Annotated in this window: 11 protein-coding genes; all 11 read left to right on the plus strand. The window is 44.0% G+C overall.

Annotation, left to right across the window (positions count from 1 at the left end):
* Positions 1–176 precede the first annotated feature (176 nt).
* Positions 177–920, plus strand: coding sequence for a DeoR/GlpR family DNA-binding transcription regulator (locus O3646_RS01905; RefSeq protein WP_003001800.1), 744 nt, complete (start codon positions 177–179; stop codon positions 918–920).
* Positions 917–1,828 carry a 1-phosphofructokinase gene (pfkB, locus tag O3646_RS01910; protein ID WP_371610445.1) on the plus strand — a complete coding sequence of 304 codons (912 nt, stop codon included), beginning with the start codon at positions 917–919 and terminating at the stop codon, positions 1,826–1,828. The genes O3646_RS01905 and pfkB overlap by 4 nt, the downstream gene beginning before the upstream one ends.
* Entirely contained in the window at positions 1,825–3,792 is a 1,968-nt protein-coding gene (locus tag O3646_RS01915; RefSeq protein ID WP_129299228.1) for a fructose-specific PTS transporter subunit EIIC, read from the plus strand. Before pfkB ends, O3646_RS01915 begins: the two co-directional genes overlap by 4 nt.
* Before the next feature lie 131 nt (positions 3,793–3,923).
* Positions 3,924–4,298, plus strand: coding sequence for a DUF1149 family protein (locus O3646_RS01920; protein WP_003001888.1), 375 nt, complete (start codon positions 3,924–3,926; stop codon positions 4,296–4,298).
* A 3-nt stretch (positions 4,299–4,301) separates the two neighbouring features.
* On the plus strand, positions 4,302–5,150 hold the full coding sequence (locus O3646_RS01925; protein WP_003007460.1) for a DegV family protein: 849 nt from the start codon (positions 4,302–4,304) through the stop codon (positions 5,148–5,150).
* A 10-nt stretch (positions 5,151–5,160) separates the two neighbouring features.
* Entirely contained in the window at positions 5,161–5,928 is a 768-nt protein-coding gene (gene dapB / locus O3646_RS01930; protein ID WP_371610446.1) for a 4-hydroxy-tetrahydrodipicolinate reductase, read from the plus strand.
* Complete coding sequence (locus tag O3646_RS01935) at positions 5,925–7,136, plus strand: CCA tRNA nucleotidyltransferase (RefSeq protein ID WP_371610447.1); 1,212 nt, start codon at positions 5,925–5,927, stop codon at positions 7,134–7,136. Before dapB ends, O3646_RS01935 begins: the two co-directional genes overlap by 4 nt.
* Positions 7,133–9,001, plus strand: a complete 1,869-nt coding sequence (locus tag O3646_RS01940; RefSeq protein ID WP_371610448.1) for an ABC-F family ATP-binding cassette domain-containing protein — start codon at positions 7,133–7,135, stop codon at positions 8,999–9,001. Before O3646_RS01935 ends, O3646_RS01940 begins: the two co-directional genes overlap by 4 nt.
* Positions 9,002–9,010: 9 nt before the next feature.
* Positions 9,011–9,529 carry a hypothetical protein gene (locus O3646_RS01945; protein ID WP_024055631.1) on the plus strand — a complete coding sequence of 173 codons (519 nt, stop codon included), beginning with the start codon at positions 9,011–9,013 and terminating at the stop codon, positions 9,527–9,529.
* 86 nt (positions 9,530–9,615) lie between these two features.
* Positions 9,616–10,575, plus strand: a complete 960-nt coding sequence (locus O3646_RS01950) for an ROK family glucokinase (RefSeq protein WP_045759490.1) — start codon at positions 9,616–9,618, stop codon at positions 10,573–10,575.
* A 90-nt stretch (positions 10,576–10,665) separates the two neighbouring features.
* Positions 10,666–11,505, plus strand: coding sequence for a thymidylate synthase (locus O3646_RS01955; RefSeq protein ID WP_371610449.1), 840 nt, complete (start codon positions 10,666–10,668; stop codon positions 11,503–11,505).
* The last annotated feature ends 144 nt before the right edge of the window (positions 11,506–11,649 follow it).

Consider the following 11,649-nt stretch of genomic DNA (forward strand, 5'->3'; position numbering starts at 1 on the left):
AAGAGGATATATGAGGGTGGGAAAAGAACTCTTTTAACAAAATGAGTTCTTTCCTGCTCTTTTTTTATACACTTTTAGAATCTTTGAAAGAAAATGATAGAAATTGATAAAAAGTGTTGACATTTTTTGGAGATGGAGTATAATAGTCTTTGTAATCGATTGCAAAAGGAGGAGAAATGCTTAAGTCTGAACGAAAACAATTCATCCTCGAGAAGGTACTCAAGGAAAAATTTGTTTCCTTAGAAACCCTTGTACAAGAGCTGGGGACGTCTGAATCAACGGTTCGACGTGACTTGGATGAATTAGAAGCTGAAAGTAAACTTCGCCGGGTTCACGGCGGTGCGGAAAGCCTGCATTTTCTTCAAGAGGAAGAAAGTAATAAAGAAAAATCTATCAAAAACATTCAAGTTAAGTCAAAAATTGCGGTAAAAGCAGCGGAGTTGATCAAAGATCATGATGTCATCTTTATCGATGCTGGGACGACTAATGAACTCTTGGTACAAGAAATTGTCAATCCAACGGTAACTGTGGTGACCAATTCGATTCACCATGCGACCAAGTTGGTCGAGCGAAATGTTCCGACGGTCATCATCGGTGGGAAGGTAAAATCTTCTACAGATGCTAGTATCGGAGGGATCGCGCTCAATCAAATCGGTCAGTTGAATTTTGACAAGGCCTTTCTTGGAATGAATGGAATCGATGATGAATTTTACAGCACTCCAGACCTGGAAGAAGGATCTGTCAAGCGTGCTATTATCGAAAATGCAAAAAAAACCTATATCCTAGCGGATGATTCAAAAATTGGGGTGACGTCTTTTGTCAAAGTGGCTCCGATCAAGCGAGCCATGATTATCACCAATCAATGTGAACCGCAACGATTAAAGGTTTTAAAAGAAAAAACGGAGGTTATAGAGGTTTGATTTATACAGTTACACTGAATCCAGCAATTGACTATATTGTCCGTCTCGATCATGTAGAGACCGGAGCGGTCAATCGGATGGCTTCAGAAGATAAATTCGCCGGTGGTAAAGGGATCAATGTCAGTCGTGTTTTGAAGCGTCTCGATATCGAGAACACAGCGACTGGATTTATCGGTGGTTTCACCGGACGTTTCATTGAAGACGTACTGACCAGCGAAGACATTTCCACCAACTTTGTGACAGTGGACCAAGATACACGGATCAATGTCAAGATCAAGGCTGATGAGGAAACAGAAATCAATGGGAATGGTCCAGAAGTGACGGAAGCTCAGTTGCAAGAATTGCTCAATATCTTATCGAGCTTAACAGCGGATGATGTGGTAGTCTTTGCAGGGTCTGCTCCATCTTCACTTGGAAATACCGTTTACAAACAATTGATCGCAGCAACTCGTGCGACAGGTGCGCAAGTGGTTTGCGACTTTGAAGGGCAAACCTTGATTGATTCCTTGGAGTTCAATCCCCAATTGGTCAAACCAAACAACCATGAATTGGGAGATATTTTTGGCGTTACCTTGACGGAATTGCCAGAAATTGAACGCTATGCTAAAGAAATCTTGGCCAAGAGTGCACAAAATGTCATTATTTCCATGGCGGGTGATGGTGCTCTCCTCGTCAGTCCAAGCGGAACTTACTTCGCAAAACCAATCAAGGGTCAAGTGAAGAACTCTGTAGGGGCTGGAGATTCCATGGTTGCTGGCTTCACTGGGAAGCTCGCAACGACGGGAGACGTCATCGAAGCCTTCAAATGGGGCGTGGCTTGTGGAACAGCAACCACCTTCTCAGATGATTTGGCGACAGCTGACTATATAAAAGAAACTTATGAAAAAGTAGAGGTAGAAAAACTATGAAAATTCAAGACGTTTTAAATAAAAACGTGATGTTGTTTGACCTTCAGGCAACAGATAAAGAGGGCGTGATCAATGAGATGGTCCAATCGCTCGTTGACAATGGTGTGGTGACAGATTTTGACACCTTCAAGGCTGGAATCATGAACCGTGAAGCACAAACTTCAACTGGTTTGGGTGACGGAATTGCTATGCCCCACAGCAAAAACGAAGCAGTCAAAGAAGCAACAGTTTTGTTTGCAAAATCAAACAAGGGTGTGGACTATGCATCACTTGATGGCCAACCAACAGACTTGTTCTTCATGATCGCAGCTCCAGAAGGAGCCAACGACACTCACTTGGCAGCCCTTGCTGAATTGTCTAAGTACTTGATGAAACCAGGTTTTGCAGACAAACTTCGCCAAGCAAGCACTCCTGATCAAGTGATCGCAGCCTTTGATGCAGAAGAGCAAGAAGCTGCAGCTGAAGAAGCGAAAAAAGCAGAAGCGGTCAAAGAAGCAGCTTCATCTGACAAACCACTCATCGTTGCTGTCACAGCATGTACAACAGGGATCGCTCACACTTACATGGCAGAAGAAGCCCTCATCAAAAAAGGGGAAGAAATGGGTGTTACGGTCCGCGTTGAAACTAACGGTGCATCTGGTGTCGGTAACCGCTTGACAGCTGAAGAAATCGCAAAAGCTGAAGGGGTCATCATTGCAGCTGATAAAGCAGTTGAAACCGCTCGTTTCGATGGCAAAAAATTGATCTCTAAACCAGTCGCAGCCGGTATCCGTCAGACAGAAGAATTGATCCAAACCATCTTGGATGGCAAAGCAGATGTTTTCCACGCTGAAAATGCTGCACAAGCTAGCACTAGCCAAGAAAAATTGAGCTTAGGTGGAGCCTTCTACAAACACTTGATGAGTGGGGTTTCTCAAATGCTTCCATTCGTTATCGGTGGTGGTATCTTGATCGCCCTTGCCTTCTTGATTGACCAAGTTCTTGGTGTGCCTCAAGATCAATTGTCTAGTCTTGGTTCTTATCATGTATTAGCAGCACAATTTAAAACAATTGGTGGAGTAGCCTTTGGCTTCATGCTTCCTGTACTTGCAGGTTACATTGGATTCTCAATCGCTGAAAAACCTGGTTTTGTAGCAGGGTTTATCGCTGGATCTATTGCTAGCTCAGGTTCAGCATTTGGAAATATCGCCTACGGTGCTGCTAAAGGTGAATTACCAGCAGCCGTATCATCAGGTTTCCTTGGAGCTTTGGTAGGTGGTTTCCTAGCAGGTGGAGTGATTCTAGTTCTTCGTAAAGCTCTTGCAGGTCTTCCACGTTCACTCGATGGTATCCGCTCTATCCTTCTCTTGCCATTACTTGGTGTTGGTTTGACAGGATTCTTGATGTTCCTCATCAATATTCCAATGGCTGCTATCAATACTGGTCTTAACAACTTCCTTTCAAGCTTGTCAGGAAGCTCAGCTGTCCTTCTTGGACTTCTCGTCGGCGGTATGATGGCTGTCGATATGGGTGGACCAGTTAACAAAGCCGCTTATGTCTTCGCTACAGGTACACTTGCTGAATCTGTTGCTTCAGGTGGTTCTATTGTTATGGCAGCTGTTATGGCAGCTGGTATGGTTCCTCCATTGGCAGTATTTGTAGCAACTGTATTGTTTAAAGATAAATTTACACAAGAAGAACGCGATTCTGGTTTGACAAACATTGTCATGGGTCTTTCCTTCATCACAGAAGGTGCCATTCCATTTGGTGCAGCTGACCCAGCTCGTGCCATCCCAAGCTTCATCGCAGGTTCAGCATTGACAGGTGCCCTTGTTGGTCTTGCAGGCTTGAAACTCATGGCTCCTCACGGAGGAATCTTCGTTATCGCCCTTACATCAAATCCACTTCTTTACATCTTGTTCGTATTGATCGGTGCAGTTGTAAGTGGTATCTTGTTCGGATTGCTTCGCAAACCTAAAAACTAAATATGATTAAAAGGTTGGGAATGCCCAACCTTTTCTTTTTGTGCTAGTGAAAAAATCACCTCATTCGGCGTTGGTATCTTGAGCTGAATTATGATATAATAAGCCTAACGCATATTTTTAGGAGAATAAAAATGGATATTCAACGTGAAAAAGAATTTGTCAGCCAATACCACTATGATGCCCGTAATTTTGAGTGGGAAAAAGAAAATGGCATCCCTGAAACAAAAGTAGATGTAAACTTTCAATTGATCAATCGTGATCAAGAACAAAACACGACTTCTTTGATTGTCATCTTAAGCTACATGATCGTTTTTGACGGTTTTGTGATCAGCGGAACCATCACTCAAATCAACCACTTGTTTGGTCGTTATGTCAATGAACCAAGCGAATTCAGCAAAGACGAAGTGGAAGAATTGGCTCGCCCTTGCTTGAATATGCTCAACCGTTTGACTTATGAAGTCACAGAAATTGCCCTCGATTTACCGGGTATTAATTTGGAGTTTTAATCAATGAAATTAGCAGTGATCACGGATTCGTCTGCCTATTTACCGCAAGACGTGCTCCATCACGATGACTTATTTATTTTAGAGATCCCGATCTATATCGATGGGGAGTCTTATGTTGAAGGGAAGAACCTGACACACGATGAGTTCTACCAAAAGATGGCTGCGTCTAAGGAATTGCCAAAGACTAGCCAGCCGAGTGTGGCAGAGTTAGAAGAGGTCTTATCTGGTTTGACAGCTAAGGGCTATACGCATGCTATCGGTCTTTTCTTGTCATCTGGTATTTCTGGTTTCTACCAAAATATCCAATATTTGAAGGACGAATTTGAAGGCTTGACCGTCGAATTTCCGGACTCAAAAATCACCAGTGCTCCTCTAGGGATGATGGTAGAAGACTGCTTGAAATGGGCTGGTGAAGGCCGTTCTTTCGACGAGATTGTTGCCAATGTCCAACACCAGATTGATGGTACCTCCGCCTATATCATGGTGGATGATTTGAACCACTTGGTCAAAGGTGGTCGTCTGTCAAATGGGGCTGCCATTCTTGGGAACCTCTTAAGCATCAAGCCTATTCTTCATTTTAATGATGAAGGCGTGATTGAGGTCTTTGAGAAAGTCCGGACGGAAAAGAAAGCCATGAAACGCTTGGTAGAGATTGTTGTATCAGATATCGCAGATGGTCATTACCAAGTCTTTGTCATCCATGCCAATGTCCCTGAAAAAGCAGAAGCACTTCGCCAACTGCTCATTGAAGAAGGAGTGGAAGGTGATATTCCTTTTGCTACCTTTGGAGGGGTGATTGGGACGCACTTAGGTGACCATAGCTTAGCAGTTGGGTATATCCCTATCGTTTAAGGAGAATTCTATGTCAATTAAAGTCATTATCGCAGGTTTCAAGGGAAGAATGGGACAAGCAGCCTACCAGATGGTTTCTGAAGATCCTGAGCTAGAATTAGCTGGCTTGATCGATCCGTTCACAGATGAGACTGACGTCGCAGGGGTCCCTGTCTTTAACCGCAAAGAAGATGTCGTAGGTCTAAAGGCAGATGTTTGGGTGGATTTTACCATGCCAAAGGTTGCTTACGAGAATACTCGCTTTGCAATTGAAAATGGCTTTGCTCCTGTTGTAGGGACAACTGGCTTTACGCCTGAGCAGATTCAGGAATTGACAGACCTTTCTCGTCAAAAGAGCTTGGGGGGCTTGATTGCTCCGAACTTTGCTATTGGAGCTGTGCTCTTGATGCAATTTGCAGCGCAAGCTGCCAAGTATTTCCCAAATGTGGAAATCATCGAATTGCACCATGATAAGAAGAAAGATGCACCGAGTGGAACAGCGATTAAGACAGCTGAGCTGATCTCTGAGAAGCGCGAGAAAATCCAGCAAGGTGCAGCAGATGAAGAAGAGTTGATGCCTGGAGCAAGAGGCGCAGATTTTGAAGGGATGCGCATCCATTCGGTTCGATTGCCTGGCCTAGTGGCTCACCAAGAGGTGATTTTTGGTAGCCAAGGCGAAGGGGTGACTCTCCGTCATGATTCCTATGATCGTGTTTCCTTCATGACAGGAGTAAATCTAGGGATTAAAGAAGTTGTCAAGCGTCATGAGCTTGTCTATGGTTTGGAACACTTACTATGAGATTAAAAAAGATGCCTTCTGAGTTTCAGGAGGCTTTACCAATATTAGAGAAGATTAAAGCAGCTGGTTTTGAGGCCTATTTTGTGGGAGGATCTGTCCGAGATGCTCTCTTAGATCGTCCGATTCACGATGTCGATATCGCTTCCTCCTCTTATCCAGAGGAAACCAAGGCGATTTTTGATCGAACAGTAGATATCGGTATCGAACACGGGACCGTCTTGGTTCTTGAAAATGGTCAAGAATATGAAATTACGACCTTCCGGACGGAGGATGTCTATGTCGATTATCGCCGTCCAAGCTCCGTGTCTTTTGTCCGCTCACTAGAAGAAGACTTGAAGCGCCGTGATTTCACCGTCAATGCCTTTGCCTTAAATGAAAAAGGAGAGATTGTTGACCTCTTTCATGGGTTAGCAGATTTAGAAAACAAGGTCCTTCGGGCGGTTGGGCTTCCTCATGAACGGTTTAACGAAGATGCGCTCCGCATCATGCGAGGCTTTCGTTTTCAGGCCAGTCTTGGCTTTGAATTAGAAGAGGCAACCTTTGACGCTATGAAGGAGTGTGCTCCTTTGCTAGAGAAGATCTCTGTTGAGCGCACTTTCATCGAGTTTGATAAGCTCTTACTTTCTCCATACTGGAGGCAAGGCTTGGAGGCCATGCTTGCAAGCGAAGCCTTTCACTATCTACCAGAAATGAAGGATCGCAAAGAAGCACTTGAGCGTTTGTTTGACATAGAGCTTGAATTTACCTTTTCAACTTCTGAGCAAGCTTGGGCTGCTCTGGTTTTAGCACTAGACATCCAAGACATTCCAAAATTCTTTAAGAAATGGAAGACCTCAAGAGACTTTGCCAAGACGGTGGAGCAGATCGTGGAGATTCTTAAGCTTAGAGAAAAAGGAAGTCTAGACAAGCGTGCTTGCTACAAGTATGAGAAGCGCTTGTTGCTAGTGGCTGAAGAGCTTCGTGAAGCGTATGCCTTGAGTGTGGATTATTTGGCCATTGAGCGCGTCTATGATAGCTTGACCATTCATGATAAGCATGAAGTGGTGGTCAATGGCGGTATGCTGATCAAAGAATATGGTTTTCAACCAGGTCCAGCCTTGGGAGACATTTTGACAAAGATAGAATATGCCATTGTCGATGGGGAACTGGCTAATGAGAAAGAGACCATCATCGCCTATATCCAGCAAGCAAAAGAGGAGGAAAAATGAGCGATTTTATTGTCGATAAATTAACCAAATCTGTCGGAGATAAGACCGTCTTTCGTGAGATTTCCTTTATCATTCATGACTTGGATCGGATCGGATTGATCGGGGTCAATGGTACCGGGAAAACCACGCTGTTAGATGTATTGTCGGGTCGCTCTGGCTTTGATGGAGATGTGAGTCCTTTTTCTGCAAAGAGTGATTATACGATTGGTTATTTGACTCAGGAACCAGACTTTGATGATCAAAAGACGGTTCTGGATACGGTGCTATCTAGTGATTTGCGCGAAATGCAACTGATTCGCGACTATGAGTTCTTGATGGCGGATTACCGAGAAGAGAACCAAGCACGTCTTGAAAAGGTCATGGCGGAGATGGATTCGCTCAATGCTTGGGAAATCGAGAGTCAGGTCAAGACCGTCCTTTCAAAACTTGGGATTGAAGATTTGAATGCCAAAGTTGGGGATCTATCTGGGGGCTTACGTCGTCGGGTGCAACTGGCACAGGTTTTGCTGTCTCACCACGACCTGCTTTTACTAGATGAGCCGACCAACCACCTAGACATTGATACCATCGAATGGTTGACCAATTTCTTAAAGAACTCTAAGAAAACTGTGCTTTTCATTACTCACGATCGCTATTTCTTGGATAATATCTCGACGCGGATCTTTGAGCTGGATCGAGGTGGCTTGATCGAGTATCAGGGCAACTACCAGGATTATGTCCGCTTAAAGGCTGAGCAAGACGAGCGTGATGCCGCCCTTCTTCATAAGAAGCAGCAACTCTATAAGCAAGAGTTGACCTGGATGCGACGTCAACCTCAGGCGCGTGCGACCAAGCAACAGGCACGGATCAATCGATTCCATGATCTCAAGCAAGACTTGTCTGGTCAAAGCAACCAGACGGATTTGGAGATGAACTTTGAGACCAGCCGAATCGGAAAGAAAGTCATCGAGTTTAAAGATGTGAGTTTTGCTTTTGAAAACAAGCCGATTTTAAAGAACTTTAACCTCTTGGTGCAAAACAAAGACCGCATTGGGATCGTCGGGGATAATGGCGTCGGCAAGTCCACCCTACTTAATCTGATCGCTGAGCGACTCCAGCCTCAGTCTGGGCAAGTCATTATCGGAGAAACCGTGCGGGTGGCTTATTTCTCACAACAGATTGATGGGTTGGATGAGAGCAAGCGCGTGATTAATTTCCTCCAGGAAGTTGCCGAGGAAGTGAAGACGACCGTTGGAACGACATCAATTGCAGATCTCTTAGAGCAATTTCTCTTCCCACGTTCCATGCACGGAACCTTGATTGAAAAACTCTCCGGTGGTGAGAAGAAGCGCCTCTTTCTTTTAAAACTCTTGATTGAAAAACCCAATGTGCTTCTCCTCGATGAGCCGACCAATGACTTGGATATCGCTACCCTGACAGTTTTGGAAAACTTCCTTCAAAACTTTGGTGGGCCAGTCATTACCGTCAGCCACGACCGCTATTTCTTGGACAAGGTCGCAAGCAAGATCCTGGCTTTCGAAAATGGGGGCATTCGGGAGTTCTTTGGCAATTATACGGATTACCTGGATGAAAAAGCCTTTGAAGCAGCTCAAGTAACGGCCAGTCACAAGGTTGAAAAAGAGAAACCTATCAAGCCAAAAGAAGAGAAGAAGCGTATGAGCTATATGGAAAAGCAAGAGTGGGCAAGCATTGAAGCAGATATCGAAGCCATTGAAAATCGGATCGCAGAGATTGAAGTGGAGATGAATGAAAACGGCTCTGACTTTGGCAAATTGTCAGCCCTTCAAAAGGAATTGGATCAGGAAAATGAGCGATTGCTTGAGAAGTACGATCGTTATGAATACCTGAGTGAATTAGATGAATAAGGAGGCCCTATGAATCAATTGAACCGGATATCCCTTGGGATTTCAGCCACTATTTTTACCATTATCGGTATCGTCTTGTTTATCAATCCAATTGAGCATATTGGCTCATTTAGCTGGTTGATTTCCTGTGGTTTCTTTTTAATCTCCCTTTCGCGTTTTTCACGCTATTACCGATTGCGCCAAGCTGGTATCATTCAGCAGCAACAGCTCTTTCACAGTATGGTCGCCTTGGTTTTTGCGGTCTACTTACTACTTTATGGCTACAAGACCTTGCCGATTGTCTTTCCAGTTACCTTAGGAATTTGGCTGATCTATCGTTCGATTTTAAACTTCCGAAAAGCCAATTTCTACTCTAGGAAGGTTGAAGAACTGTCCAAGCGTTATATTTTCTTTGCCTTGCTACAGCTCTTCATCGGCTTATTCTTAATCGTTAGTCCACTCTCGATAAGTGTCTTTCTATTAAATATTATTGGTTTGATTTTCCTCATTTTAGGATTTCAATCCTTTAGTCTCTTGTTAAAAAGTTAAGAAAAGTTACGTGCAAACCTTTGCGTTTGATAAAAAGTCTGATATAATAGATCTGTAAGTGTTTACAAGTTTGAAAGGAGTTACAGATGTCTAAAAAAATTATTGGGATTGACCTTGGGGGAACTTCAATTAAGTTTGCCATCCTCACTTTGGATGGAGAAGTTCAAGAAAAATGGTCCATTAAAACAAATATCTTGGATGAAGGTAGCCATATCGTAGATGATATGATCGAATCCATCGCGCATCGTTTGAAGATGCTTGGGCTTGATGCTTCTGAGTTCCAAGGAATTGGAATGGGTTCACCTGGTGTCGTTGACCGTGAAAAAGGTACAGTTATCGGTGCCTACAACTTGAACTGGAAGACCCTTCAACCAGTCAAAGAAAAGATCGAAAGTGCCCTTCATATTCCATTCTTTATCGATAATGATGCCAACGTTGCTGCTTTGGGTGAACGTTGGAAAGGGGCTGGTGAAAACCAACCAGATGTCGTCTTCATGACACTTGGTACAGGTGTCGGCGGTGGGATCGTCGCTGAAGGTCGTCTCTTGCACGGTGTACGTGGAGCTGCTGGTGAACTTGGTCACATCACTGTTGACTTTGATGATCCAATCCAATGTACCTGTGGTAAAAAAGGCTGTCTTGAAACGGTTGCATCTGCAACAGGTATCGTCAACTTGACTCGTCGTTATGCCGATGAGTACGAAGGGGACTCTCAATTGAAAGTCTTGATCGACAACGGAGAAGAAGTAACGGCTAAAACGGTCTTTGACCTGGCAAAAGAAGGCGATGCTCTTGCTTTGATCGTCTACAAGAACTTCTCACGTTACCTTGGGCTTGCTGCTGCTAACATCGGTTCAACCTTGAACCCATCTAAGATCGTTATCGGTGGTGGGGTTTCCGCTGCTGGAGACTTCCTCTTGGATGGTGTGCGCAAGGTCTTTGAAGAAAACTCATTCCCACAAGTGCGTGAATCGACACAATTGGCACTTGCTACTTTGGGAAATGATGCCGGTGTTATCGGTGCTGCATCCCTTGTATTACAATAAGATGAAATGGAGATCTGGCACGTGCTGGGATCTCCTTTTTTTCTGTCTCCTGTGATATAATGAAGACAATACTGGATTCAAGGAGAGTATATGACAAAAGCAGATACAATTTTTAAAGAAAACATTCGAAAAATCATGGAAGAAGGGGTCTGGTCAGAGCAGGCGCGTCCTAAGTACAAGGATGGTAGAACTGCCAACTCCAAGTACATCACGGGAGCCTTTATGGAATTCGACCTCGCAAAAGGTGAGTTTCCCATCACCACCCTTCGTTCCATCGCGATTAAATCAGCTATCAAAGAGATGCTCTGGATCTACCAGGATCAGTCGAATAGCTTAGACCTTTTAGAAGACAAGTACAATGTTCATTACTGGAATGATTGGGAAGTGGGAGACAGCCGGACAATCGGTCAGCGCTATGGAGCTGTTGTCAAAAAGCATGACATTACGAATAAAATCCTCAAGCAATTAGAAGCCAATCCTTGGAATCGCCGCAATATCATCTCGCTCTGGGATTATGATGCCTTTGAGGAAACAGACGGACTCTTGCCCTGTGCTTTTCAGACCATGTTTGACGTACGGCGCGTGGATGGGGAGATCTATCTAGATGCAACCTTGACCCAGCGTTCGAATGATATGTTGGTGGCTCACCATATCAATGCCATGCAGTATGTAGCCCTTCAGATGATGATTGCCAAGCACTTTGGCTGGAAGGTTGGGAAGTTCTTTTACTTCATTAACAACCTTCATATCTATGACAACCAATTTGAACAAGCTGAAGAATTGCTCCGTCGCGAGCCCTCTGATTGCCATCCGCGCTTGGTCTTGAATGTGCCAGACGAGACCAATTTCTTTGACATCAAACCAGAAGATTTTGAGTTGGTCGATTATGATCCAGTGAAGCCACAGTTGAAGTTTGATCTTGCGATTTAGTGATAAATCAAGGTTTTTTGATGCCCTGATCTATGGGTGAAATCCTTTCAGAATTAAAACAATTTCAGCTAAAAATTTTTACTCATTTTTGAGTCAAAACGTTTTGAAATTCGTTCGGCTTTTGTTAAAATAGATAAGGTTTGG

The sequence above is a fragment of the Streptococcus sp. 27098_8_148 genome (genome assembly GCF_041432105.1).
Lineage (GTDB): Bacteria > Bacillota > Bacilli > Lactobacillales > Streptococcaceae > Streptococcus > Streptococcus parasanguinis_AE.

What these genes read in the sequence shown, in the direction of transcription:
- O3646_RS01950 (WP_045759490.1), top strand. Translation starts at nt 9,616, where the DNA reads ATGTCTAAAAAAATTATTGGGATTGACCTTGGGGGAACTTCAATTAAG.
- O3646_RS01915 (WP_129299228.1), top strand. Translation starts at nt 1,825, where the DNA reads ATGAAAATTCAAGACGTTTTAAATAAAAACGTGATGTTGTTTGACCTT.
- O3646_RS01925 (WP_003007460.1), top strand. Translation starts at nt 4,302, where the DNA reads ATGAAATTAGCAGTGATCACGGATTCGTCTGCCTATTTACCGCAAGAC.
- O3646_RS01935 (WP_371610447.1), top strand. Translation starts at nt 5,925, where the DNA reads ATGAGATTAAAAAAGATGCCTTCTGAGTTTCAGGAGGCTTTACCAATA.
- O3646_RS01940 (WP_371610448.1), top strand. Translation starts at nt 7,133, where the DNA reads ATGAGCGATTTTATTGTCGATAAATTAACCAAATCTGTCGGAGATAAG.
- O3646_RS01955 (WP_371610449.1), top strand. Translation starts at nt 10,666, where the DNA reads ATGACAAAAGCAGATACAATTTTTAAAGAAAACATTCGAAAAATCATG.
- dapB (WP_371610446.1), top strand. Translation starts at nt 5,161, where the DNA reads ATGTCAATTAAAGTCATTATCGCAGGTTTCAAGGGAAGAATGGGACAA.
- O3646_RS01920 (WP_003001888.1), top strand. Translation starts at nt 3,924, where the DNA reads ATGGATATTCAACGTGAAAAAGAATTTGTCAGCCAATACCACTATGAT.
- O3646_RS01905 (WP_003001800.1), top strand. Translation starts at nt 177, where the DNA reads ATGCTTAAGTCTGAACGAAAACAATTCATCCTCGAGAAGGTACTCAAG.
- O3646_RS01945 (WP_024055631.1), top strand. Translation starts at nt 9,011, where the DNA reads ATGAATCAATTGAACCGGATATCCCTTGGGATTTCAGCCACTATTTTT.